Annotated in this window: 16 protein-coding genes; 8 read left to right on the top strand and 8 right to left on the bottom strand. The window is 64.4% G+C overall.

Annotated features, from left to right (window positions below):
• Window positions 1-7: 7 nt before the first annotated feature.
• A complete protein-coding gene (locus tag SALLO_RS0108960) occupies window positions 8-1207 on the bottom strand; it encodes a phosphoglycerate kinase (protein ID WP_022835970.1) in 1200 nt (399 codons plus the stop codon).
• Window positions 1208-1294: 87 nt separating this feature from the next.
• Entirely contained in the window at window positions 1295-2305 is a 1011-nt protein-coding gene (gap, locus tag SALLO_RS0108955) for a type I glyceraldehyde-3-phosphate dehydrogenase (protein ID WP_022835969.1), read from the bottom strand.
• Window positions 2306-2772: 467 nt separating this feature from the next.
• Between gap and SALLO_RS0108950 the strand changes: the two genes are divergently transcribed.
• Window positions 2773-3483, top strand: a complete 711-nt coding sequence (locus SALLO_RS0108950; protein WP_022835968.1) for a tetratricopeptide repeat protein — start codon at window positions 2773-2775, stop codon at window positions 3481-3483.
• Between the two features lie 25 nt (window positions 3484-3508).
• Here the strand turns inward: SALLO_RS0108950 and bshA are convergent, their stop codons facing one another.
• Entirely contained in the window at window positions 3509-4657 is a 1149-nt protein-coding gene (gene bshA, locus SALLO_RS0108945; RefSeq protein ID WP_022835967.1) for an N-acetyl-alpha-D-glucosaminyl L-malate synthase BshA, read from the bottom strand.
• Window positions 4658-4863: 206 nt separating this feature from the next.
• Between bshA and SALLO_RS0108940 the strand changes: the two genes are divergently transcribed.
• The 3 genes from SALLO_RS0108940 to SALLO_RS0108930 all read left to right on the top strand — a co-directional run bounded on the left by SALLO_RS0108940 (window position 4864) and on the right by SALLO_RS0108930 (window position 8438).
• On the top strand, window positions 4864-5502 hold the full coding sequence (locus SALLO_RS0108940; protein WP_022835966.1) for a porin family protein: 639 nt from the start codon (window positions 4864-4866) through the stop codon (window positions 5500-5502).
• 308 nt (window positions 5503-5810) lie between these two features.
• Entirely contained in the window at window positions 5811-7745 is a 1935-nt protein-coding gene (locus SALLO_RS0108935; RefSeq protein WP_022835965.1) for a CBS domain-containing protein, read from the top strand.
• 96 nt (window positions 7746-7841) lie between these two features.
• Entirely contained in the window at window positions 7842-8438 is a 597-nt protein-coding gene (locus SALLO_RS0108930; protein WP_022835964.1) for a ribonuclease HII, read from the top strand.
• Between the two features lie 53 nt (window positions 8439-8491).
• Here the strand turns inward: SALLO_RS0108930 and SALLO_RS16270 are convergent, their stop codons facing one another.
• Both SALLO_RS16270 and SALLO_RS16265 read right to left on the bottom strand, forming a co-directional pair.
• Window positions 8492-9079: a carboxymuconolactone decarboxylase family protein gene (locus SALLO_RS16270; protein WP_022835963.1), complete on the bottom strand. Its 588-nt coding sequence runs from the start codon at window positions 9077-9079 to the stop codon at window positions 8492-8494.
• 65 nt (window positions 9080-9144) lie between these two features.
• Window positions 9145-9735: a carboxymuconolactone decarboxylase family protein gene (locus SALLO_RS16265; protein ID WP_022835962.1), complete on the bottom strand. Its 591-nt coding sequence runs from the start codon at window positions 9733-9735 to the stop codon at window positions 9145-9147.
• 374 nt (window positions 9736-10109) lie between these two features.
• Here SALLO_RS16265 and dprA point away from each other — a divergent pair, with 374 nt between their 5' ends.
• The 3 genes from dprA to SALLO_RS0108905 all read left to right on the top strand — a co-directional run bounded on the left by dprA (window position 10110) and on the right by SALLO_RS0108905 (window position 13399).
• Window positions 10110-11312: a DNA-processing protein DprA gene (gene dprA, locus SALLO_RS0108915; protein WP_022835961.1), complete on the top strand. Its 1203-nt coding sequence runs from the start codon at window positions 10110-10112 to the stop codon at window positions 11310-11312.
• Between the two features lie 64 nt (window positions 11313-11376).
• Window positions 11377-12618 carry a 4-hydroxy-3-methylbut-2-enyl diphosphate reductase gene (locus tag SALLO_RS0108910; protein WP_022835960.1) on the top strand — a complete coding sequence of 414 codons (1242 nt, stop codon included), beginning with the start codon at window positions 11377-11379 and terminating at the stop codon, window positions 12616-12618.
• 40 nt (window positions 12619-12658) lie between these two features.
• Window positions 12659-13399, top strand: coding sequence for a class I SAM-dependent methyltransferase (locus SALLO_RS0108905; protein WP_022835959.1), 741 nt, complete (start codon window positions 12659-12661; stop codon window positions 13397-13399).
• A gap of 612 nt (window positions 13400-14011) precedes the next feature.
• Here the strand turns inward: SALLO_RS0108905 and leuS are convergent.
• On the bottom strand, window positions 14012-16627 hold the full coding sequence (gene leuS, locus SALLO_RS0108900; protein ID WP_022835958.1) for a leucine--tRNA ligase: 2616 nt from the start codon (window positions 16625-16627) through the stop codon (window positions 14012-14014).
• A gap of 142 nt (window positions 16628-16769) precedes the next feature.
• Window positions 16770-18815, bottom strand: a complete 2046-nt coding sequence (locus SALLO_RS0108895) for a glycoside hydrolase family 97 protein (RefSeq protein WP_022835957.1) — start codon at window positions 18813-18815, stop codon at window positions 16770-16772.
• Between the two features lie 917 nt (window positions 18816-19732).
• Between SALLO_RS0108895 and gcvP the strand changes: the two genes are divergently transcribed.
• The gene (gcvP, locus tag SALLO_RS0108885; protein ID WP_022835956.1) at window positions 19733-22645 is read left to right on the top strand and encodes an aminomethyl-transferring glycine dehydrogenase; all 2913 of its coding nucleotides are present in this window, start codon (window positions 19733-19735) and stop codon (window positions 22643-22645) included.
• A gap of 1236 nt (window positions 22646-23881) precedes the next feature.
• Here gcvP and SALLO_RS0108870 read toward each other — a convergent pair.
• Window positions 23882-24880 (bottom strand): acetyl-CoA carboxylase carboxyltransferase subunit alpha, encoded by a 999-nt coding sequence (locus SALLO_RS0108870; RefSeq protein WP_022835954.1) that lies wholly within the window; start codon window positions 24878-24880, stop codon window positions 23882-23884.
• Window positions 24881-25155 lie beyond the last annotated feature (275 nt).

Below are 25155 nucleotides of genomic sequence, written 5' to 3'. Positions count from 1 at the left end.
GGTCGAATTACTGGTCGGAGAGGGCCTCTACGCCGGGCAGGGGGCTGCCTTCGAGCAGCGTGAGCATGGCGCCGCCGCCAGTAGACACGTGACTGACGCGTTCGGTGTACCCCGCCTCGGCGAGCGCGGCCACCGAGTCGCCGCCGCCCACAACAGAGAACGCGCCGTTGTCGGTGGCTTCGGCCACCGCTTCGGCAATGGCCCGCGTGCCGGTGGCAAAGGCATCCATTTCAAAGACGCCCATGGGGCCGTTCCAGATGATGGTGCGGGCGTTGTGGATGCGCTCGCTGTACTGCTGGATGGTGGCCGGGCCAATGTCGAGGCCCATCTGGTCGTCGGGCAGGTCGTTGCCGTCCACCGTGGTGGCCGGCGCGTCGGCCGCGAATTCCGGGGCCACCACATGGTCGCTCGGGAGGTGCAGCACATCGCCCGCGCCATCGCGCAGCGCCTCGGCCTGGTCGAGGCGGTCCTCCTCCACGCGCGAGGTGCCCACGTCGTGGCCGGCGGCCTTGAGGAAGGTGTAGGTCATGGCACCGCCAATGAGGATGTCATCCACGACGCCCGAGAGGGTGCGGACCACGCCCATCTTGTCGGACACCTTTGCGCCGCCCAGGATGGCAACGGCCGGGTGCTCGGGGTTGTCGCGCACGCCGGTAAGCACCTTCAGCTCGCGTTCCATGAGGCGGCCCATGGCAGCCGTCTCTACAAACTCGGCGACCCCCGCAGTGGAGGCATGCGCGCGGTGGGCCGCGCCGAACGCATCGTTGACGTACAGGTCGGCCAGCGCGGCCAGGGCTTTCGCGAACGCCGGGTCGTTCGACTTCTCGCCGGGATCGAAGCGCGTGTTTTCCAGCAAGATCACGCTCTTGTTGGCCATGCCGTTGATGACCTCGTTCACGGTGTCGCCCACGGTGTTGCTCGAAAACCGCACGCGCTCGTCGATGAGCGTGCCGAGGTGGTCGGCGACGCACGCAAGGCTCAGCGACGGATCGGGTTGCCCGCCGGGCCGGCCCAGGTGGCTCATCAAGATGGCCTTGCCGCCGTGGTCTAAAATGTGCCGGATGGTCGGCAAGGCGGCCCGGATGCGTGTGTCGTCGGCCACGCGGGGGCTTCCGTCGTCGTTTTCTTTGAGGGGCACGTTGAAGTCGACGCGCACCAGCACGCGCTTGCCGTGCACGTCGAGGTCGTCAAGCGTTAACTTTGGCATGGGGGAAAGAAGCGGTCAGAGGAAAAACAAAACTGCCCGTTTCGGGCGTGCAGCGGCACGGCGAAACGGGCAGTAGGAGCGGAGGCATTACGCGGCGGCATCCATGAGGGCCTGTACGGCATCCACGGTGCGGCTGGCGTAGCCCCATTCGTTATCGTACCAGCCCACCACCTTAACGAGCGGACCGCTCTTCATGGTGGACGGCGCATCGAAGATGCACGAGTGAGGGTTGTGGATGATGTCGCGCGAGACCAGCGGGGCTTCGCTGTATTCCAGGACGCCCTGCATGCGGCCCGCGGCGGCTTCCGCAAACGCCTCATTAACCGCTTCGATGGAAACGTCTTCGCTCAGCTCAGCGGTGAGGTCGGTGATCGATCCATCCGGCGTGGGCACGCGCATGGCCATGCCGTCGAGGCGGCCTTCGAGGTGCGGGAGCACCAGCTCCACCGCCTTTGCGGCGCCGGTGGTCGTCGGGATGATCGACTCGGCCGCGGTGCGCGCACGGCGCAGGTCTTTGTGCGGGCCATCCACAATGTTCTGCGACGAGGTGTAAGCATGCACGGTGGTCATGAGGCCGTGCTCAATCCCGAAGGCATCGTCCAGCACCTTCACGAGGGGCGCGAGGCAATTGGTGGTGCAGCTCGCGTTCGAGATGATGGTCTCGTCGCCGGTCAGGATGTCGTCGTTCACGCCCAGCACCACCGTGGCGTCCACTTCGCTCTTGGCCGGCGCGCTGATCACGACCTTTTGGGCGCCCGCGGCGATGTGCTTCTGTGCGCCCTCGCGGGTGCGAAAGACGCCGGTCGACTCCACGACCACGTCGCAGTCGAGGTCGCCCCAGGGGAGGTTGGCCGGATCGCGCTCGCTAAAGACGGTGAAGCGATCGCCGTCAACCACCAGTTCGTCGCCCTCAAGCGTGACGTCGCCGGGGTATACGCCGTGCGTCGAGTCGTACTTGAAGAGGGTGGCCAGCGTGTGGGCGTCGGTCAGGTCGTTGATGCCAACGATGTCGAAGGCGTCGGTATCGCGCTCAAGAATGGAGCGAAAGACCAGGCGGCCGATGCGGCCAAAGCCATTAATGCCGAGTTTGATAGGCATAAACGTGTCGTGGTTGGTTTGAGAAGATTGGGGTGAACGTGCCCGGTGCATCCGCAGGCAGGCACGCGCCACTTTAATAGGTACGACCCACGTGCGGCAGTGTTGAGGGCTCCACCGGGGCCTACAAGGATTTTAGGCTCTGTTTGAAAACCTGTCGCGGGCTGTGCGTGGCCGTTCATCCGGGGCGGCGGTTTTCTGCATTATGACAGCGCCGCTCCAGTGGCGTTGGGCATACGGCAACACCGGCGCCAGGACATGATGCTTGGTAAAGATCACATGCAAAACGCCCGTTCGCAAGGGCGGCTGTTACTTTTTCGGAAACGACAGAAGGAGCAAGCGTACGATATAAAATGTAAGCCGCAGCAGTCAGTAAGGTTGCGTACGACGCAGCTAGCGGCTATCATAGCTCCGGTGCCGGGTGGCACCAAGGCCTCGTATTCCGTAGACCTAACCGTTTGTTGGCTCGCATGTCCACGTTGCAATCGCCGAAGCCCGCTTCTGCGCCGTCCACCGAAGAGACGCGCGACCCCACATTGGCCGATCGGGCTGTTGACACCTGGTTTTACATCCAGTCGCACCAGCGCGCTATTCTGGCCGGGTTTGCTGTGGTGCTTGCGGTGGGGCTGGGCATCGTGGGGTACATCTACTACATGCAGCAGCAGCAGGTGGAGGCCAACCAGAAGCTGGGGCAGATTTTGCCGACGTACGAGACGGGCAACTACCAGCAAGCGCTGGACGGCAGCGGCGACCGGATGGGCCTCGTGGCCATTGCCAACACGTACGACGGCACGGCGGCGGGCAACCTCGCTTCGTTTTACGCGGCCACCGCGCTCTTCCGCACCGAACAGTACGATCAGGCGCTCACCTACTACCAGCAGTTTGAGAAGACCGACGGTGTGCTGGGGGCGGCCGCGCTGGCCGGGCAGGCGTCGATCCACGAAGATCGCGGCGACTACGCGAAGGCCGCGCAGCTTTACATGGACGCGGCCAACTACCACAAGAGCAAGCTCACCACGCCCGATTATTTGCTAGAGGCGGGCCGTGCTTACACGCTGGCCGGGCAGTATGAAGAGGCTGAGGCCGCGTATAAGCAGATTCAGGAGGCGTACCCAGAGAGCCCCGAGGCCCAAGACGCCCCGCGGTTTCTCGCGCGCCTCGAAGCGAAGCGGGCGTCGTAACGCCACGTCCCGGCATGACGGGGCCTTACGCTTTGCTGAGGGCGCGTTCGCGCACGGTTTCGTAGTAGGCCTCGTAGCGCGGCACGATGCGCGAGATGTCGAAGGTTTCTTCGGCACGCGTGCGGGCGGCGTTGGCCATGGTGGTGTGCAGCGCATCGTCGGTGAGTAGCTTCCGCGCCGACGCCGTAAGGCCGTCTACGTCATCCAGCTCGTTCAGGAAGCCGTCGGTGCCGTCGCGCACCAGCTCGGGGATGCCGCCGATGTTGCTTGCAACCACCGGCACGCCGCACGCCATGGCCTCCAGCGCGGCCAAGCCAAACGTCTCGGAGCCGCTGGGCATCATGAACACGTCGGCAATGGAGAGGATTTCCTCCACCGGGTCTTGCTTGCCCAAAAAGCGCACATCGCCGTACACCCCCAGGTCGCGGGCGCGCCGCTCGGCCGTCGAGCGGTCGGGGCCGTCGCCCACCAGCAGCAGCTTCACGTGCAGGCCATCGTTCTTGACGAGCCGCGCAAAGACCTCGACCACCTGCGTCGCGTTTTTGACGGGCCGGAAGTTTGACACGTGCACCATCACCTTTTCTCCATTCGGACACAGGGCCTGCTTAAAGTGCTCCTTGTCCATCCGATGGAAGCGATCGGTGTCGATGAAGTTGGGAATGACCTCGATGTCCGTCGTGATGTTGAAGTGCTCGTGCGTCTCGCGGCGGAGGTAGTCGGACACCGCGGTGACGCCGTCGGATGCGTTGATGCTGTACGTAACCACGGGCGCAAACGAGGGATCTTGCCCAATCAGCGTGATGTCGGTGCCGTGCAGCGTAGTGACGACGGGCATGTGAATGCCTTCGGCGGCCAGCGTTTGCCGGGCAAGCACGGCGCTGGCTGCGTGCGGAATGGCGTAGTGCACGTGCATCAAGTCTAGCTGGGCATGCTTGGCAATATCCACCATCTTGCTCGTCAGGGAGAGCGTGTACGGCGGGTACTCAAACAGCGGGTACGACAGCACGTTGACTTCGTGAAAAAAGATGTTGCCCGTTACGTGCGACAGGCGAAAGGGAATAGACGACGAGATAAAGTGCACCTCGTGTCCGTTGTTGGCGAGCGCTTTGCCTAACTCGGTGGCCACTACGCCACTGCCGCCATAGGTGGGATAACACGTGATGCCGATCTTCATAAGAGCGCGGGGGTGGACAACTTGCCAGTGCACCGTTGTCAACTTCCGCCGAAACGCGCAAGTTGCACGAATCCCTGATGGTGGGGCAGGCGTGGAGCGTCACGGACCTGTGATTTTTGGTCTGTTACTTTCAACTGGGGGCAGCGCGCCTTTGCTTCGTACCACGCGGTTGCTCTCGCACAGATTTCTCAACAATCGACAACCCTATGTTTCGTACCGCATCTCGTGTTTTTCGCTGGACGATCGCCCTGCTCCTGCTAAGTAGCGCGGCCCTCGTCCCGGCGCAGGCCCAAACCATTGGCGTGGCCGGCGGGCTGAACTTCAACGACCTCTCCGACGCGTCCATCAGCCAAGAAGCGCCCGAAAACGCCACCGGCTACCACGTGGGCCTGTTTGCCGATTTTGGGCTGGGGCCGGTTGCGCTGCGTCCGGGCATCTTCTACACCCAAACCGGGCGGTTCGACTACGACAACCTCGGGGCAAACTTTCCGGATAACGCAGACGATTTCCAGCTGAACCTCGTGGAGGTGCCGGTGGATGTGCGCCTGAATGTGCTGCCGCTGCCGCTGGTGAAGCCGTACGTTTTTGCGGGGCCGGTGCTGCGCTTTGCAAGCGCCGACGAGGACGCGTTCGACGAGGCGGTGGAGGACGTGAGCCTTGCAGGCAACGCGGGCCTCGGCGTGGAAATAAACGTGCCGGTGATTGGCGTGACGCTGTTTCCGGAGTTTCGGTATGCGTTTGGGCTCACCAAGGTGGCCGACTTTGAAGCGCTGGGCACCCAGTTTAATACCACCGATTCGCCCGAGCTCAATGCCTACATGATTCGACTGGGTATTGGATTTTAGGTGTTAGAAATATTAAAAACGTCGAATGCGTTCGCCTAACGGGACCTTTGTAACGATTGCAGCGAGACGTTATGACGGCCGCCGATGGCGTGTCTAAGGGGTGCACTTCAACGGTGGCACTTCTTGAAAGCCCGGTCTCTGGTGGGGGACCGGGCTTTTTTATGCAGGTGCAGAAGGCCGGTCGTCCGCGGCCCGGCGGTCGCCCGATCAACCGCAAAGATCCTGTTACGCACCGACCGATTGACGCCGGGCGGGGTAGGCCATTCGTCCACGGCCTCACGAAATATTCGAACCTGCCCACAATTCGCATGGGAGAGCAAAACGTACATGCCGACACAAGCGACGCATCGCGGCGCGCGTTTACACAGCACCTCATTCAAGATGTACGTGCGTTAGAGGCGATGCTCGATGCTGATGCCTTCGAGACGGAGACCCGGCGCATTGGGGCCGAGCAAGAACTCTTTATGGTGGATGAGCGCGGTGAGCCGGCGCCCATCATTGAGGAGGTGCTGGCGCGCAACACCGACCCGCGCATCGTCACCGAGCTGACGCGCTTCAACATCGAGTTCAACATGGATCCGCTCGTGTACGGCGGGTCGTGTTTTGCCGACATGGAGGCCGCGACGAACGACCTGATGGACACCGTGCGGGAGCTGGTGCGCGCCGCGGGGGGCGACATTGCCATGGTGGGCATTTTGCCCACGGCGCACCTGTCCGACTTTACGCTCGATTACATCACGCCGCGCCCGCGATACTACGCGCTCAACGATGCCCTCAACCGGCTGCGCGGCGGCCCCGGCCAGTACCAGATTCGCGGCGTCGACGAGCTGTTTGTGAAGCACGACTCGATCATGCTGGAGGGCTGCAATACCAGCTTCCAGACGCATTTTCAAGTGACGCCGGACGAGTTTCCGCGCTTCTACAACTTTGCGCAGGCCATCGCTGCGCCGTGCCTGGCGGCAGCTACAAACTCTCCGCTGCTCTTTGGCAAGCGGCTCTGGCGTGAGACGCGCATCGCGCTGTTTCAGCAGGCTGTAGACACGCGTTCGACGAACCTGTACCTGCGCGAGATGAGTCCGCGGGTGCACTTTGGAAGCGGCTGGGTGCAGGAGTCGGTCACGGAGATCTTCAAAGAAGACATCTCGCGCTTTCGGGTGCTCATTACGACGGATGCCGACGAGGCGCCGATGGAGCGGCTGGAGCGCGGCGAGGTGCCCGCATTGAAGGCCCTGCAACTGCATAATGGCACGGTGTACCGCTGGAACCGCGCGTGCTACGGCATCACCGATGGGAAGCCGCATCTGCGCATCGAAAATCGTATTTTGCCCTCCGGCCCCACCGTCGCCGACGAGATTGCGAATGCGGCCTTCTGGTTTGGCATGGTGGGCGGCATGGCGCAGCGCTACGACGATGTATCGGCCATCATGGATTTCGACGACGCCCACCACAACTTCATCGCGGCGGCGCGGCACGGGCTGGCGTCGCAGTTTGTGTGGCTCGATGGGCGGAAGCGCCCGGCCCACGACGTTATCCTGAACGACCTCTTGGATCTGGCGCGCGACGGGCTCGACGCCCGCGGCATTGCCACCGACGACATCGACCGGTACCTGGGCATCATCGAGGCGCGCGTGTCCTCGGGCCAAACCGGCTCACAGTGGCAGCTCGATTCCCTCGCGTCGATGCACGGCAGCGGGTCGCGGGCCGAACGCCTGGGGGCCATCACGCGGGCCATGGTCGACCGTCAGGTGGAGGGCGCGCCGGTGCACACCTGGCCGCTGGCCACGCTGGGCGATGCCTACACGCCGGCCAACGTGCGCACAACCCACGTGGAAGACTACATGAGCACGGATCTGTTTACCGTGCACGAGGAGGAGTCGATCGAGTTTGTGGCCTTCCTGATGGATTGCCAGCGCATCCGGCACGTGCTGGTAGAGGATGAGCAGCACCGCCTGGTGGGGCTTGTGAGCCATCGTGCCCTGCTCCGGCACCTCTCCGAGCGCGAGCAGACGCCGGACGGGGGCGTGCCCGTGCGCGAGATCATGGTTACCGACCCGGTGTCCATTCCGCCCGATACGCCCACCATGGAGGCCATCCAGCTGATGCGCGACCGCAAGATCGGTGCCCTGCCCGTGGTGCGCGAGGATCAGCTGGTGGGCATCATCACCGAGCGCGACTTCATTGAGATTGCCGGCAATATCTTGGAGGGCGGCGACGCCAACGAAGCAGCGGCAGAGGCGTCGTAGCGTGGGGGCTGTGCCGCGGGCGCCGGACGGGGAACGCACCGCGCCGCCCGCGTTTCTACGAGCGCCTGCTCTGTTTCCTGCTGCCCCCGCTGCCCCATGATGCAATACGAACGCCGCCTGTGGTCCGATGGCTATGCGCACATTGCCGGACTGGACGAGGCCGGGCGCGGATGCCTCGCGGGCCCCGTGGTGGCGGCGGCCGTCATTCTGCCGGAGGGCTGCGTGCTAGAGCACGTGCAAGACAGCAAAACGCTCTCGGATGCCAAGCGCCGCACGGCCCGCGCCGAGATTGAGGCGAAGGCCTGTGCCGTGGCGGTGGGGCAATGCTCGCCGGAGGAAATTGACGAACTGAACATCTTGCGGGCGGCGCTTACGGCCATGCACCGGGCGGCCGAAGCATGCGACCCGGCCCCCGATCTTTTGCTAGTGGACGGCAATCAGCGGATTGTGGGCGCGCCGTGGCCGCAGCACACCATCGTGAAGGGCGACGCCAAGAGCCAGTCGATTGCAGCGGCGTCCATCATCGCCAAAACCACACGCGACGATTTGATGCACGCCCTGCACGAGACGCATCCGCACTACGGCTGGAATACCAACGTGGGCTATCCCACCAAACAGCACTACGAGGGCCTCGCGGCGCGCGGAGCCACCTCGCATCACCGCCAGTCCTTCCGGCTGTTCAAGAACACGTAGATCCGTCGCCAGCGCGTCTTGCACGCGCGCTGAACGAGCCCGCGACGGAAGCGCTACGCCTCGGGGTCGGGGCGGCCGGGGATGCTCATGTCTTTCAGTACGGGCCACATCTCCTGTATCTCTGGGTCCTGCATCACGATGTCGTCCACTTCGGTTTGGGCGATGTGGTTGACGTAGTTGCTAAAGATTTTGAGCCCGATGAGCGCGTTGATCTCGAACAGCTCCATGCGGCCAATGCCCTCATCATCGAGCTGCTGCATCTCCTCGTCCGAGAGCCAGCCGCGCTTGTCGAGGATCAGGCGCGTAGCCCGCACGATGGTGCGCAGCCGCGGCTCCTCGGGCAGCCCGCCCCGGTGAATGGCCTCGATGGCCGCCTTCGACAGCCCCGCATCGCGCCCCAGTTTGGCGTGGGTGCGGGCGCAGTAGTGGCAGTCGTTGTACCGCGAAATCGTTAAGATGACGGCCTCCCGCTCGGGGCCCGCAAGGCGCCCGTGGTTCATCAGGTCCATCGTGGCGGTGTAGGTGCGCGCCGCCGAGGGGCTGTAGGCATTCAGCACCTTAATCTGGTTTGGAACGAAGCCCCCGTACTTCTCGCGGGCGTATTCGCGGACGGCTTCGCGTTCTTCGTCAATCGTCGGCATGGGGTAGTAGAGGCGTGTGTGCGTGTGGAGATGAGCGGGCCGGCCGGGCGTCTCCGGCCGCAATGCTATCCGAGAAACAACCGCTCGCGCTTGATCTGATCGGGCTTCGAGGGCAGGTTGGAGAGCTGGTCGGCCATTGCCTGCAGCGGACCGTCGATGGCGGGGCGCGCCATGTGCTCGGTAAATGCCGAGAACGTCTTCATCCCGATGAGCGCAAAAATCTCGTACAGCGCGCCGCGCCCAACGCCCCGGTCGGCGAGGGCCTGCTGCGTGGACTCATCGAGCCAGCCGCGTTCCTCGCACGACGTGAGGGTGGCCTCGACGAGCGCCTTGAGGCGGGGCTCCGCGGGCGGCGTGCCGCCAAGCAGCGCATCGATGGTTTCAAGCGATAGGCCCACCTTCTGGGCCATGTAGGCGTGCACCACCGCATCGTAGCGGCTGTGATGATAGCGGGCCATCGTGAGGAGGATGACCTGCTTCTCTCTGGGTGTGAGCACGCCCTGCATGAGGGTCGCGTCGGCCGTCATGTACACCGCCGCCGGAGCACCCGTGTACGGGTTCATCGATTCAAAGAAGCTCGGTACGACGCCGTAACGCTCGCGCGCAGCGGCACGCACGTCGTCGGCGTCGGTGCTGGTAATCTCGGGTGTTGGCATATGGCTATGGAAAATTTGTGGGCATCGTGCGTGGTGCGAAGGGTGATGCTGCGAGAAGGCAGACCACCAACACCATGCGCGGACGGGTCCCACAGCCAATCGGCCTTGACGGGCACGCAGGGCGTGTTGTGACTGCCAATACCCACGCTTTGCGGTGCAGGTTTCATGTGTGGAGGGCGCCTACGGGCTGGATGCAGAACACGCGTGCCGCGTCCGCTCGTAATCTGTTTGGATTCTGTGGGCTGTGCATGCTATACTAGATACGCGCTGTGTGCAGTAAAAAGTGGTCTGCCGGCCCAGCATTGGGCGCGCAACTGCAACGAGCAGGCTGCAGCGCCCCCGCATCCGCCTACTGACCGATTGCTTGCTTCGCTATGCAACTCTCGCTGTCTACCGCCGAGGCGCGCCCCGCGCTCGACACGCCCCGCGAAAAGCGCGCGCTGATTGCCCTGTCGCTTGTGGCACGGGTGGGGCCGTCGCGCATCCGCGCCCTGCTTGCGCGGTTCGATGCACCGTCCGATGTGTTTCGCGCCTCCGCGCAGGCCCTGCAACAGGTCGACGGCATCGGGCCGCAGACCGCACAGGCCATCCGTGCCTTTGACGACCGCGCGGCGGTGGACGAGCAGTGGCAGCAGGCAACAGACCTTGGCGCGACGCTGCTTACGCCCTGGGCGCGCGACTTTCCGGCCCGCCTGCAGCAGATCTACGACCCGCCGGCGTTCTTGTGGATGCGCGGTACGCTCACCGCGGCCGACGAGCGGGGCATTGCCATTGTGGGCACACGGCGCTGCACCGACTACGGCCGGCAGGTGGCGCATCAGCTGGCTACGGGGCTGGCGCGGCGCGGCTTCACCATTGTGAGCGGGCTGGCGTACGGCATCGATGCCGCTGCACACCAAGCGGCCCTCGACGTGGGCGGCCGCACGATTGCGGTGCTGGGCTCCGGCATCGACAACATCTACCCGCCCAAGCACACCGCCATGGCCCGTGCCATTGCCGCGCAGGGCGCCCTCCTGTCCGAATTGCCCCTGGGCGCCGCCCCCGACGCATCCAACTTTCCCGAGCGCAACCGCATTGTCAGCGGCCTCACGCTGGGCACCATCGTGGTAGAGTCACACGCCAAAGGTGGGTCGCTCATCACGGCACGCATGGCCACCGAGCAAAATCGTGAGGTGTTTGCCGTACCGGGCGCCGTGGGGAAGTCATCGAGCGTGGGCACCAACCGGCTCATTCAGCGGGGCCATGCCAAGCTCGTCCTCTCGGTCGACGACGTGATCGACGAGCTTGCGCTGGTATTGCCCGCCGACGCCCTGCCACCATCCGCGGGCCGCGCATCTACCCCCGATGCCTCCGATACCGACGCATCAGCCACCGACGCATCGACCGCTGCGCCCACGCCCGACCTTCCGCCCAACGAGCAAGCGCTCTACGATGCCCTCTCCACCACGCCCGTTCACATCGACAGCCTGTGCGCTACGCTCGACCTCACCCCCGCCGAGGCGCTGGTGCCCCTCCTGCAACTGGAGTTTAAGGGGCTGGTGAAGCAACTGGCCGGTAAACAGTTTCGGCGCGCGTGAACCCGCTGCCGTAGCCCGCGTTGCACCTACCGCATGTTTTTACTTCCAACCCGCTGCTGCCGCGATGCGCCAATTTGACGTCCCGGTGTTTTACCGGAGCCCCATCATCTCCACCGTCAAAGATGCCCGCAAAGCCACCGACCCGCGGAAGAAAGACTTCGCGCCGTCGGTCATCGACTTCGGACCGGTGCGCTTTAAAATTGCCCGGCACTTTGGCTTCTGCTACGGTGTGGAGCAGGCCATCGAAATTGCCTACCAGACCCTTGATGATCATCCCGACCGGCGCATCTTTTTGCTGTCGGAGATGATCCACAACCCCCACGTGAACAACGACCTGGAGGAGCGGGGCGTCCAGTTTCTGCGGTCTACGACCGGCGAGCAGCTCATCCCCTTCGATGTGCTCACGCCTGACGACATCGTGCTCATTCCGGCGTTTGGCACGACGCTAGAAGTGGAGAAAACCTTGGAGGCGCGCGGCGTGGATACGCAATCGTACGACACCACGTGTCCGTTTGTGGAAAAGGTGTGGCGCAAGAGCCGGCAGATTGGCGGCGACGACTACACCATCGTGGTGCACGGCAAACGCTACCACGAAGAAACGCGGGCGACCTTCTCGCACGCCAAGGAGCACGGGCCGGTGGTGGTGGTGCGCAACATGGAGGAGGCGGAAGACCTCGCACGCGTGATTCGCGGCGACGCCTCGGCCGACTTTTTCGAGACCCGCTTTGCCGATCGCTACTCCGAGGGCTTCGACCCGGCGACCGATTTGCAGCGCCTGGGCGTGGTAAACCAAACCACGATGCTGGCAACCGAAACGAAAGCCATTTCGAACCTGCTGCGGGAGGCCCTGGAGGCACGCTACGGCACAGCGGAGATCAAGGAGCACTTCGCGGATACGAGCGACACGCTCTGCTACGCCACCAACGAAAATCAGGACGCCACGCTTGCGCTCATCAACGACGGGGCCGACCTGGCGATCGTCGTGGGCGGGTACAACTCGTCGAACACCAGCCATCTGGTGGAACTGTGCGAGGAGCACATGCCCACGTACTTCATCTCGGACGCCCAGCAGTTTGACGGGCCGGCAGAGATTCAGCACTTCGACCTGCATGCGGAGGCCGTGGTGACGACCGCTCACTGGTTTCCGGTGGACGACACGCCGGTCGACGTGATTCTGAACTCGGGGGCCTCGTGCCCGGATGCGCTGCTCGACGAGGTCATCCGCGCGATCATCAGCTGGTACCCCGAGGCGCGCCCGGTCGACGAGGCGCTGGCGCCCTTTCGGGCCGATGCGGCCGAGGCGTAGCGCAACAGCGAAGCGGGTCTGTTCATCGGTGCCTTTGCTTATGGCCTGGTACGAGACGTGGTTTGGAAGTGAGCTCTACCAACAGGTGTACGCGCACCGCGATGCGGCGGAGGCCGCGCAGCTGGTGGATCTGATCGAGGCGACGGCACGGCCGTCTGCAGCGGCCCGCGTGCTGGATGTGGGCTGCGGGCACGGGCGCCACGCCCGCGCGCTGGCCCGCCGGGGGTATCGCGTGACGGGCGTCGACCTCTCGGAGGACGCCATCCGCGATGCAAAACGCCAGGCCGCGGCCGAGGGGCTCTCGATTGACTTTCGCACCGGCGACATGCGCGTGCCGGTGTGCCGCGGCTGCTTCGATGGTGTCGTGAACCTGTTTACCGCGTTTGGCTACTTTGCCGACGATGCCGACAACCAGCAGGCGCTTGCGGCCATGACGACGGCGCTTCGGCCGGGGGGCTGGTTCGTGCAGGACTTTCTGAATGCGCCCCAGGTGCGCGCGACCCTCGCGCCGGAGTCGGTGGACACGGTGGCGGGCCATACGGTGCGGCAGCGCCGGTGGATTGCCGACGGCCGCGTGCATAAGACCATCACGGTGGGGACGAACGGGGCGTCGACGACCTACCGCGAGTCGGTGCGGCTGTACACGCGCGACGATTTCCGCCAGATGTATGAGGCGGTGGGCCTGACGCTCGTCGACACGTTTGGGTCGTACGAGGGGGCGCCCTACGATGCTACGCAGCCGCGCCTCATTCTCTGCGCGCGCCGCGAGGCGACGGACTAGCGCCGGGGGCTTGTAGCTTCCGCGTCACCTCCTTCTGTTGTTGATATGTTGCGCGGGCAGAAGGGCAAACCGGCCCGAATGACCATTTGAACCATTGACGGATCGCTCCCTCATTCCACCCTGTTGTCATTGCGAGCGAACGAAGTGAGCGCGGCAATCTCCGCAGACGGGCAGGAACGTACCGTACAGCAAGCACAAGAGTTGATCTTTGAAAGGCAATCTCCGCAATGAACCGTTGGTCTTCGTACATGGAGATCGCCACGTCATTCGCATCCGCTCATTCCTCGCGATGACAAGAAAGGTGTTGCTTTTCCGGAGGTTGGGCGTGCTGTTGCCCGGTCGCGCCCGAACAGCCATTTGAACCATCGACGCATGATTTTTCGTCCACCCCACAATGTCATTGCGAGCGAACGGAGTGAGCGCGGGGGCCTTTAGGTCATGCCTGTGGTGCAATCTCCGCAATGGGATGTTTACCTCCGTACACGGAGATCGCCACGTCACTCCCTCCGCTCATTCCTCGCGATGACAAGAAAGGTGTTGCTTTTCCGGAGGTTGGGCGTGCCGTTGCGCGAACCTACCCGAGTGGCCAGTTGACCAACGGCGGCCGCGCTGTTACGACGCCACAAAGTTGACGATGCGGCCGGGGACGTAGATCTCGCGTTGCACCGTCTTCCCCGCCAAGAAGCGCGCCACGTTGTCGTCGGCCCGCGCCGTTTCGAGGATGGTAGCCTCATCGGCATCGGCCGGCACCTCCAGCGTCGTGCGTACGGTGCCGTTCACCTGCACCGGCAGCTGCACCACGTCGCGCTTCAGGTACTCCTCCACGTACGTCGGCCAGTCCTCGTAGGCCAGCGAGGCGTCGTGCCCGAGGCGCGCCCACAGCTCCTCGGCGATGTGCGGAGCAAACGGGTGGAGCAGCAGCACAAACGATTCGGCCACCGATCGCGGAACGGCATCCCACTTGTAGGCGGCGTTCACAAACTCCATCATCTTCGCGATGGCCGTGTTAAACCGCAGCGCCTCAATGTCCTCGGTCACCTTCTTGATGGTGACGTGCAACGCGCGGCGTTGGGCGCGCGAGGGCTCCGCATCGGTGAGTGCTTCCGAGGGGGCGCCCGTGTCCTCGTCGAGGATCAGCCGCCACACGCGGTTCAGGAAGCGGAAGACGCCGTCCACGTCGTCGGTGCTCCACGGCTTCACCTGCTCCAGCGGCCCCATAAACATCTCGTAGAGGCGAAGGGCATCCGCGCCGTAGCGATCCACCACGTCGTCGGGGTTCACCACGTTGCCGCGGCTCTTGCTCATCTTGTGGCTGCGCGCGTCCACCCGAATCGAGGGGTCGTCGGCGCGTACAAAGTGGTCGCCGTCTTTGGTGACGCCATCCTCGTCTAGCTTTTGCGCGGTGACGGACTGGTTGGTGCGCGTGTCAATGCCGTCCTCCACGTGCTCGGCCGAGACGGGCGCGCCCGTGGCATCGACGTACGCGGTGTATTCCATCTCGCCCAGGATGAGGCCCTGGTGCACGAGCTTCTGGAAGGGCTCTTTGGTCGACACGACGCCCGCGTCGTACAGCACCTTGTGCCAAAAGCGGGCGTACAGCAGGTGCAGCACCGCATGCTCGCTGCCGCCAATGTAGAGGTCCACCGGCATCCAGAACTTCTCCTTCTCCGGATCGACGGGCAGCGTGTCGTTATCGGGGTCGATGAAGCGGAGGTAGTACCAGCACGACCCGGCCCACTGCGGCATCGTGTTCGTTTCGCGGCGGGCGGGGCGGCCGGTATCGGGATCAACGGTGTCCACCCAGTCCTCCACCGTAGCCAGCGGGCCTTCCGGCGAGCCGCTGGGCTTAAACTCGTCGATGTCGGGGAGGGTAACCGGCAGCTCGTCTTCGGGCACGGGCTTCGCCTCGCCTTCTTCGGTGAAGAGGATGGGGAAGGGCTCGCCCCAGTAGCGCTGGCGGCTAAAGAGCCAGTCGCGCAGCTTGTAGTTCACCTTGGCGCGGCCGTAGCCGGTGGCCTCCAGCCAGTCAACGATCGCGTCGGTGGCGGCGTCGGTGTCCAGGCCGTTGAGGTCCACGTCGTCGTTGGCCGAGCGGATGTGCGAGCCGTCGTCGGTGTAGGCGTCGTCGCCCGATCCGCCCTCGATGACGGGGCGTATCTCCAGGTCGTACGCCTTGGCGAAGTCGAAGTCGCGTTCGTCGTGCGCGGGCACCGCCATGATGGCGCCGGTGCCGTAGGAGGCGAGCACGTAGTCGGCCACGTACACCGGAATTTCCTCGCCGGTAGCCGGGTTGCGCGCGTAGCCGCCGGTAAAGACGCCGGTTTTTTCTTTTTGCAGCTCGGTGCGCTCCAGGTCGCTCTTGCGCAGGGCCTGGGTGCGGTAGGCGCTCACGGCATCGGCGCGGTCCTCGGTCGTCAGGGCGTCCACCAGGTCATGCTCGGGGGCGAGCACCATGTAGGTGGCGCCAAAGAGCGTATCGGGGCGCGTGGTAAACGCGTCGATGGTGGCATCGTGGCCCACCACCGGAAAGTGAATCAGCGCGCCCTCGCTGCGGCCAATCCAGTTGCGCTGCATCTGCTTGGTGCTCTCGGGCCAGTCGAGGGCGTCGAGGCCGTCGAGGAGGCGGTCGGCGTATTCCGTAATTTTGAGCACCCACTGCCGCATGGGGACGCGCTCGCAGGGGTAGCCGCCGCGCTCGCTTTTGCCATCAATGACCTCTTCGTTGGCCAGCACGGTGCCCAACTCCTCGCACCACCACACCGGCTCCTCGCTCTGGTAGGCCAGGCCGCGCTGGTAGAGCTTCCGAAAGATCCACTGCGTCCAGCGGTAGTAGTCGGGGTCGGTGGTGTTGATTTCGCGCTGCCAGTCGTAGGAAAAGCCGAGGCGCTTCAGTTGCTTCTTGAAGGTGGCGATGTTGCGCTCGGTGGTGACGCGCGGGTGGGTGTTGGTTTTGAGGGCGTACTGCTCGGCCGGCAGGCCGAAGGCGTCCCAGCCCATGGGGTGCAGCACGTGCACGCCCTGCATCCGCTTGTAGCGCGCGAAGATGTCGGTGGCGGTGTAGCCTTCGGGATGGCCTACGTGCAGCCCCGAGCCGCTCGGGTACGGAAACATGTCGAGGACGTAGCACTTTTCGGCGTCCTCGGGAATGTCGTCGGGGGTGCGAAAGGTTTGATGCTCGTCCCAGTAGCGCTGCCACTTGGGCTCGATGGTCTCGAAAGGGTAGGACATAGGCCGTGGGCCGGGTGCACAAAAGGGTAGGAAAGGGCTACGAGGGCGCGCCGACGCAGGTTGCGCCGGGGCGGTAGGGGTCATAGGTAACGTAGGACGCTGCGCGGCCTTCGGGCAAGGGGTTTGCGCATTTTTCAGACGCCTACGGCGCGGCGGGCTGCAGTTGCACGGCTACGCCACCGCCCGGCGCGAGCGGAATGCGCAGGGTGTCTTGCGCGGTGACGGGGCGCGTCTCGATGACGTACGCCTCGGGGTTGGTCTCCCAGTCGGCCGCGGCAGCATCGCGGTAGATGGTGGCGGTGTAGCGCGTGCCGTCGTCGAGGAACGTGAGCGGTGCGGTCATGGTGCGCGCGTCGGCGTCGGTTTTGGCGCCCAGGTACCAGGCCGCGGAGGCGCGGTCCTTGCGCGCGATTGTGACGTAGTCGCCAATCTGCGCTTCCAGCACGCGCGTCTCGGCCCAATCCACCGGTACGTCTTTGATGAACTGAAAGGCGTCGAGGTGCTGCTTGTAGTGGCGCGGGAGATCGGCGGCCATTTGCAGCGGACTGTAGAGCACGACGTACAGCGACAGTTGCCCGGCCAGTGTGGTGGGTACGGCGTTGGTGCTGTCGCCGGTGGCATCGAGGTTAAAGATGCCCGGCGTGAAGTCCATGGGCCCGGCGAGCATCCGCGTAAAGACGAGCGTGGGAATGTGGTCGGGGCCGTTGCCGCCGCCCCAGGGCGAGTTAAACTCCTGACCGCGCGCGCCCTCTCGGGTGAGCAGGTTGGGATAGGTGCGGCGCAGGCCGGTGGCTTTAACGGGTTCGTGGATGTTGAGCGCCAGCTTGTGCTTGGCGGCTTCCTTCACGGTGTGGTGGTAGTGGCGCACCATGTACTGGCCGTAGTTCCACTCGCGCGCCGTGTCGCCCCGCGCGGTAATCCGCGGAAAGGACGGTCCCCATTGCACGTAGCCGGTCTTGATCGCCTGCACGCCGCGCGCGGCCATCAGGGCGTACGCCGTGTCGAGCTGCGCCTCGTAGTGCGGCGCGTTGCCGCCCGTTTCGTGGTGGCCAATCAGGCGCGTGCCCTTCGAGCGGGCGTACGCGGCCAGGGCCTCAAAGTCGTAGTCGGGGTAGGGCGTGACGAACGAGAAGGAAGAGCCGTCGCCCGCCCAAGAGCCGTCCCAGCCCTTGTTCCACCCTTCCACCAGCACGCCATCGAAGCCGTGCTTGGCCGCAAAGTCGATGTAGCGCTTGGTGTGCGCGGTGGTCGCGCCGTGGCGCGGGCCGCTGGCCCAGGTCCACTCGCCCATGTGCATGGCCCACCAGATGCCGATGTACTTGCCCGGCTCCACCCACGAGACATCGCCCAGTGCGTTGGGTTCGTTCAGATTGAGGGTGGTGTAGTTGGTGATGAGGTCGCCCGCGGTGTCGCCAATCAGCAGGGTGCGCCAGGGCGAACGGAAGGGCGCGGTGCCGTAGACGCGCACGCCGGTCGACCACGGCGCCAGGTCGGCCTGATAGGTGGTGCGCCCCGTGCGCCGCAGCGACATGGCCGCGTAGTCAACGAGGGCGGCCTCGTGCACCGCCACGTACGGCCCGCCGTCCGGAAACGCCAGCGTGAGTGGCGTATGCAGCGCGTAACCGGCCTCCGACAGCGGCGTCTCTTCGTAGAGGTATTCGTAGCGGTTGTACTCGTAGGCGCGAATCCACCAGGCGGTCGGGTCGGCCGCGAAGCGGAAGGCGGTGAGCTCGTCGACGATGGACAAGCGGTCGAGGGCCGGCTGCGCGGGCCACTCGTAGCGGAACCCTATGCCGTTATCGAACACGCGAAAGGCCACTACGAAGCGGCGGTTGGGGGCGTCGCTCTCCGCGAAGGTGAGGCGCAGGCGCGTGTGGTTGTCGCGGATGGTGGCCGCTTCGCCCCACGGCTGCGTCCACGTGGTATCGTGCACCGACGTGTCGGTGTTCATGAGCGCGACGCCGGTGCCCAGCGTGTCGCCGCCGGCCAGCACCACACCCAGCCGCGAGGGCTCGATGATGGGCTGCCCCCGGTAGGTGACGCGGTAGTGCGGCGTGCCGGCATCGGACAGCGTCACCGCTACGGCGAGCTGTCCATCGGGCGAGGTGGCGCGGGCGGCGGGTTGGGCGGCCGCCACGGAGGAGAGGGCAGTCATGACGAACGCGAGGGCAAGGAGGCGGGCAATCATGGGCGGGTGGACCGGTGAACGGGCAGGGGCTGCGTGTAAGTAACAAACCAGCGCGGACGTTTGCATCCGGCGCGGCCGCCGCGTCCTTCGCATACGCACCAGTGGCATGACCAAGGCCCCTCATTCCTCGCGATGACAAGCTGGGATTTGTAGTTGTCGATACGTTGGGCGTGCAGCTGCGCAAACCGGCCCGAATAACCATCTGAACCATCAACGCTTGACCTTTCCCCCAACCATCCATGTCATTGCGAGCGACCATCGGGAGCGCGGGGGCCTTTAGGTCATGCCTGTGGTGCAATCTCCGCAGACGGGCAGGAACGTACCGTACAGCAAGCACAAGAGTTGATCTTTGAAGGGCAATCTCTGCAATGAGGCGTTTACCTCTGTACATGGAGATCGCCACGTCCTTCACTTCGTTCAGTCCTCGCGATGACAAGGAGGGATTTGCTGTTTTGGCGTGTTGAGCGTGCAGATGGGCAAATCAGTCCGAACAACCATTTGAACCACCGACGCATGGTTTTTCGTCCACCTCACAATGTCATTGCGAGGAGCGGAGCGACGTGGCAATCTCCGCAACAGAGCGTTTCTGCTCGTACATGGAGATCGTCACGTTCTCCATTCCGTTCAGTCCTCGCAATGACAAGTAGGGGATTGCTGCCTTGGCACGTTGGGCGTGCACTTGCACAACCCGGCCCGAACGGCCATTTGAACCAGCGACGGCACGCCCCGCGTCGCTAACGCCCCCACGCACGTGCCGCGGGCCGGCCGTGCGAACAGCCCCTAAAGAACACACGCGGCGCGAACCCGGCCCCCCGCCGGCGGTATGGCTCCCGAACCCGTCCAGGGTTCATCTGTTGGATCGTTGTGGTTTTCAACGTAAACTGAAAACGGACTGCCTTCAGCCCTGTCTGCTCCCTATGCCCATTCAGCTTTCCGCGCCCGACGTCTTTGCCGATCGCCACATTGGACCGTCTGATGACGATGTGGCGGCGATGCTTGACGCCTTAGGCCTCGACTCGCTCGACGCCCTTGTCGATCAAACCGTACCGGCGGCCATCCGCACCGACCGCCCGCTCGACCTCCCCCCGGCGCTTTCCGAACGCGCCCTCCTGGAGGACGTGGACGCTCGCGCGGCCGACAACGACGCGTGGCGCTCCTTCATCGGCATGGGCTACCACGACACCATCACGCCGCCCGTCATTCAACGCGACATCCTCGAAAATCCGGCGTGGTACACCCAGTACACGCCCTACCAGGCCGAAATCTCGCAGGGCCGCCTCGAAGCGCTCCTCAACTTCCAGACCATGGTCACCGACCTGACCGGGCTGGAGATTGCCAACGCGTCGCTCCTCGACGAGGGCACCGCGGCCGCCGAGGCTATGATGATGCTCAACCGCGTGGGCCGCGGCCGTAACGGCGACACCTTCTTCATCGCGGCCGACTGCCATCCGCAAACCATTGCTGTTGTGAAGGGCCGCGCCAAGCCCATCGACGTGAACGTGGTGGTGGGCGACCCGGACGCGTTTACCTTCACCGAGGACGTGTTTGGCGCGCTGGTGCAGTACCCGGCCACGGATGGTGCCGTCCGCGACTACGCGGCGTTTTGTGAGGCGGCGCACGCGGCCGATGCCCACGTGGCGGTGGCCGCCGATCTGCTGAGCTTGGTGCTGCTGGAGGCGCCGGGCACGTGGGGCGCCGACGTGGTGGTGGGGTCTACGCAGCGCTTTGGGGTGCCCATGGGCTACGGCGGTCCGCACGCGGCGTACTTTGCCACGCGCGAGCGCTTTCAGCGGAAGGTGCCCGGACGCATGATTGGCGTGTCGAAGGATGCCGAGGGGCACATGGCGTTGCGCATGGCGCTACAAACGCGCGAGCAGCACATCCGCCGGGGCCGCGCGACGTCCAACATCTGCACGGCACAGGTGCTGCTGGCCGTGATGGCCGGGATGTACGCCGTGTACCACGGACCGGAAGGGCTGAGGACCATCGCGACGCGCGTCCACGAACGCACGCGCCTGCTGGGCACGGCCCTCCAGCGGCTGGGCCACACGCTGCGCCACGCCGACTTCTTTGATACGCTCCGCATTGATGTGGGCGACGAGATGACGACGGCCGAGGTGCGCCGCCGCGCCGAGGCCCGCGCGGTGAACCTGCGCTACTACGACGACGGCTCGGTGGGCGTCGCGCTCGACGAGGCCACCGACGCCGATGCGCTGAACACGCTCATCGAAATCTTTGGCGGAACGAACGGCCGCCGCCTCCGTGCCGAAGACCTCGCCGATGCGCTCGACCCGGGCTACGACGGACCGCTCGCGCGCACCACGCCGGTGCTCGCCCACCCAATCTTCGACGCGCACCACTCCGAGACCGAGCTGGCACGCTACATCCACAAGCTGGCCAGCAAAGACCTCTCGCTCGTGCACAGCATGATCCCGCTGGGGTCGTGCACCATGAAGCTCAACCCGACGGCCGCGCTCATGCCGATCTCGAATCCGGCGTTCGCGAACGTGCATCCGTTTGCACCGGCCGACCAAGCCCAGGGCTATCACCGCATCATCGACGAGCTCAGCGGCTACCTGGCCGAAATCACCGGCTTCGACGACGTCTCCCTGCAGCCCAACTCCGGCGCCTCGGGCGAGTACGCCGGGCTGCTCGTCATCCAGGCGTACCACCGCGCCAACGGCGACGACCAGCGCACCGTGTGCCTCATCCCCGAAAGCGCCCACGGCACCAACCCGGCTAGCGCGACCATGGCGGGCATGGATGTGGTGACGGTAGCCTGCGACGACCACGGCAACGTAGACCTCGACGATCTGACGGCAAAGGCCGAGAAGCACAGCGACCGGCTCGCCGCCCTCATGGTCACCTACCCCTCCACGCATGGTGTCTTCGAGGATCACATCCGCGACGTGTGCGCCGTCATCCACGAACACGGCGGACAGGTGTACATGGACGGCGCCAACATGAACGCGCAGGTGGGCGTGTGCCGTCCGGCCGAGATTGGCGTGGACGTGTGCCACCTGAACCTCCACAAGACGTTTAGCATCCCACACGGCGGCGGCGGCCCCGGCGTGGGCCCCATCTGCACGGCGGCGCATCTCTCGCCGTTTCTGCCGGGCCACCCGCTGGCCGACACCGGCGGCGCACAGGCCATTCCGCCCGTTGCCGCGGCGCCCTACGGCAGCGCGCTGATCCTGCTGATCTCGTGGGCCTACATCAAGATGCTGGGGGCCGAGGGCCTTACCCGTGCGACGAAGGTGGCCATCCTGAACGCAAACTACGTGGCCAAGCGCCTCAGCAGCCGCTACGACATCGTGTACACCGGCACGCGCGGCTTCGTGGCGCACGAGTTTATCCTCGACCTGCGGCACTTCCGTCAGGAGCTGGACATCAGCGAGCAAGATGTGGCCAAGCGCCTCATGGACTACGGATTCCACGCGCCCACGATGAGCTGGCCCGTGGTGGGCACGCTGATGGTGGAACCGACCGAGAGCGAGTCGAAGGCGGAGCTGGATCGCTTCTGCGATGCCCTGTATTCGATCCGCGACGAGATTCAGGCGGTGGCGGATGGCGCGGTGGCCGCGGACGAAAGCGTGCTGCGGCAGGCGCCCCACACGGCGGAAGCGGTGACGCGCTCCGAATGGACGGCGCCCTACAGCCGCGAGCAGGCGGCCTATCCGTCGGCGTTTGCACGTGAGCACAAGTTTTGGCCCACCGTGCGCCGCGTGGACGATGCGTTTGGCGACCGCAACCTCGTGTGCAGCTGTCCGCCCATCGAAGCCTACGCGGCCGACGATGAGGAGACGCTCACCGCGGCCCTCGATGCGTAGCGCGGCACCAACAGGTCAAGCACAGCTGAATGAGCAACTGCATGCTCGTTGCACCAACGCATCAAAACTCATCGTGTCACTGCGAGGACTGAACGGAGCGATGGACGTGGGGGCCGAAGGTCATGCTGGAAGTGGGGCCGAAGGTCATGCCGTCGGTGCAATCGCCATGTACGAGCAGGAACGCTCTGTTGCGGAGATTGCCATGCTCACTCCGTTCGCTCGCAATGACAAAAGGATGGAATGAGGGAGCGATCCGTCGATGGTTCAGATGGTCGTTTGGGCCGGGTTGTGCAACTGCACGTCCAACGCTTCACAAAAACGAACGCCTTTCTTGTCATCGCGAGGACTGAACGAAGTGAAGGACGTGGCGATCTCCATGTACGAGCAGGAACGCTCGGTTGCGGAGATTGCCACGTCGCTCCGCTCCTCGCAATGACAATAGGGTAAAATGAGGGAGCGATCCGTCGATGGTTCAGATGGCCGTTCACACCGGGTTGTCCTACTGCACGCCCAACGTACGAAAACAGCAACCCCCATCTTGTCATCGCGAGGAACGACCGTAGGGAGTGATGTGGCGATCTCCGTGTACGGAGGTAAACGTCCCATTGCGGAGATTGCCCTTCAAAGATCAACTCTTGTGCTTGCTGTACGGTACGTTCCTGCTCGTCTGCGGAGATTGCCACGCACCACAGGCATGACCTCCGGCCCTCGCCTTCGGCTCCTCGCAGCGATCCGTCGATGGTTCAGATGGTCGTTTGGGCCGGGTTGCGCATCTGCACGCCCAACGTACGAAAACAGCAACCCCCATCTTGTCATCGCGAGGAACGACCGTAGGGAGTGATGTGGCGATCTCCGTGTACGGAGGTAAACGTCCCATTGCGGAGATTGCCCTTCAAAGATCAACTCTTGTGCTTGCTGTACGGTACGTTCCTGCTCGTCTGCGGAGATTGCCACGCACCACAGGCATGACCTCCGGCCCTCGCCTTCGGCTCCTCGCAGCGATCCGTCGATGGTTCAGATGGTCGTTTGGGCCGGGTTGCGCATCTGCACGCCCAACGTACGAAAACAGCAACCCCCATCTTGTCATTGCGAGGCGCGAACGGATGTGAGCAACGCGGCAATCTCCATAGATGGAGAAAACGTTCGATGGTGGGCGTTTTCCGTCTTCCGGGATTCCCCTTCAAGAATAAACCCGTGTTCTCAGCAGTGTAAAAATACCACCGCGGGGCCACAAACCTACCCATCCGCGTCGGCCGTGGCAAACGGACCGATGGCATCCAGGCGCGCGAGGCGTTCATCCAACAGCGTCTGCGGATCTTTCGCGGAGAGCGCCTCCAGCGCCGCGCCGATGGCCTGCCCGGTCGCCTCAAACGCCGCCGCCGGCCGCTTGTGGGCCCCGCCCACCGGCTCCGGGATGATCTCATCTACAATATTGACCTCCACCAGGTCGGGCGCGGTGAGTTTGAGCGCGCGCGCCGCGTCCTCCTTGTAGTCCCACGAGCGCCACAGGATTTGCGAACAGCTCTCCGGCGCAATCACCGAGTACCAGGCGTTCTCCATCATCAGCACGCGGTCGCCCACGCCAATGCCCAGGGCCCCGCCCGAGGCGCCTTCGCCAATGATGACCACCACCACGGGCACCGGCAGCCGGGCCATCTCGAACAGATTGCGTGCAATGGCCTCCGCCTGACCGCGCTCCTCGGCCTCCAGGCCCGGATACGCCCCGGGCGTGTCGAGCAGCGTGATGATGGGCTTGTTGAACTTCGCCGCCAGCTTGAACAGGCGCTCGGCCTTGCGATAGCCCTCGGGGTTGGGCATCCCAAAGCGACGGTACTTGCGTTCCTTCGTGTCGCGGCCCTTCTGGTGGCCCACCACCATCACCGTGCGGTCGCGGTGGCCGTAGCGCCCGCCCTTAAACGTGGCCAGCCCGCCCACAATGGCGTGGTCATCGCTGTGGGTGCGGTCGCCGTGCAGCTCCACAAACCCGTCGGTGAGCGCGTCGATGTGGTCGAGCGTGTAGGGCCGCTGCGGGTGGCGGGCAATCTGCACGCGTTGCCAGCGCGTGAGGTTGCGGTACACCGAGGCACGGAGCTGCTCCACGCGCTCTTCGAGGGCCGTAATCTCTTTTGAGAGGTCCTCCGGGTTCTCCTGATTGAGTTGCCGCATCTCCTGGAGCTTCTGCTCCAGCTCGTGGATGGGCGTCTCAAAGTCCAATAGCTGCAGGTCGTCGGGCATGAGCAGAGGGTGGCTTACGCAAAAGGGACAACACGCTAAGATCGGCACCGGCGCGCGCAACCGCAACGCCCCTGTGAGGAAAGCCGATCAAAATGTGAAAAGCGCCGCTGGAGCAGGCAAGACGCAAAGAATTAACGCACGGGACTTGATACTTACCCTAATGGCCTGCAAATTGTGTAGCCAAAGAATTGAGGGAGGACCCACAGCGATGATTCGGCGCGGCGGTTCCCACATGCTGGAGGCCGCGCGCCGGTGGACCAATGAACCGGCATGTT

It is taken from the genome of Salisaeta longa DSM 21114 (assembly GCF_000419585.1).
GTDB lineage: Bacteria > Bacteroidota > Rhodothermia > Rhodothermales > Salinibacteraceae > Salisaeta > Salisaeta longa.
The sequence above is the reverse complement of the archived record's forward strand: the minus strand, read 5'-3'. Positions and strand labels throughout refer to the sequence as shown.

Bases quoted from the DNA above. Each gene is read 5' to 3' on its own strand.
- SALLO_RS0108895 (WP_022835957.1), bottom strand. From the start codon at position 18,815: ATGATTGCCCGCCTCCTTGCCCTCGCGTTCGTCATGACTGCCCTCTCC.
- SALLO_RS0108870 (WP_022835954.1), bottom strand. From the start codon at position 24,880: ATGCCCGACGACCTGCAGCTATTGGACTTTGAGACGCCCATCCACGAG.
- dprA (WP_022835961.1), top strand. From the start codon at position 10,110: ATGCAACTCTCGCTGTCTACCGCCGAGGCGCGCCCCGCGCTCGACACG.
- SALLO_RS0108910 (WP_022835960.1), top strand. From the start codon at position 11,377: ATGCGCCAATTTGACGTCCCGGTGTTTTACCGGAGCCCCATCATCTCC.
- bshA (WP_022835967.1), bottom strand. From the start codon at position 4,657: ATGAAGATCGGCATCACGTGTTATCCCACCTATGGCGGCAGTGGCGTA.
- leuS (WP_022835958.1), bottom strand. From the start codon at position 16,627: ATGTCCTACCCTTTCGAGACCATCGAGCCCAAGTGGCAGCGCTACTGG.
- SALLO_RS0108940 (WP_022835966.1), top strand. From the start codon at position 4,864: ATGTTTCGTACCGCATCTCGTGTTTTTCGCTGGACGATCGCCCTGCTC.
- SALLO_RS16270 (WP_022835963.1), bottom strand. From the start codon at position 9,079: ATGCCGACGATTGACGAAGAACGCGAAGCCGTCCGCGAATACGCCCGC.
- SALLO_RS0108930 (WP_022835964.1), top strand. From the start codon at position 7,842: ATGATGCAATACGAACGCCGCCTGTGGTCCGATGGCTATGCGCACATT.
- gap (WP_022835969.1), bottom strand. From the start codon at position 2,305: ATGCCTATCAAACTCGGCATTAATGGCTTTGGCCGCATCGGCCGCCTG.
- SALLO_RS16265 (WP_022835962.1), bottom strand. From the start codon at position 9,735: ATGCCAACACCCGAGATTACCAGCACCGACGCCGACGACGTGCGTGCC.
- SALLO_RS0108960 (WP_022835970.1), bottom strand. From the start codon at position 1,207: ATGCCAAAGTTAACGCTTGACGACCTCGACGTGCACGGCAAGCGCGTG.
- SALLO_RS0108950 (WP_022835968.1), top strand. From the start codon at position 2,773: ATGTCCACGTTGCAATCGCCGAAGCCCGCTTCTGCGCCGTCCACCGAA.
- SALLO_RS0108905 (WP_022835959.1), top strand. From the start codon at position 12,659: ATGGCCTGGTACGAGACGTGGTTTGGAAGTGAGCTCTACCAACAGGTG.
- gcvP (WP_022835956.1), top strand. From the start codon at position 19,733: ATGCCCATTCAGCTTTCCGCGCCCGACGTCTTTGCCGATCGCCACATT.
- SALLO_RS0108935 (WP_022835965.1), top strand. From the start codon at position 5,811: ATGGGAGAGCAAAACGTACATGCCGACACAAGCGACGCATCGCGGCGC.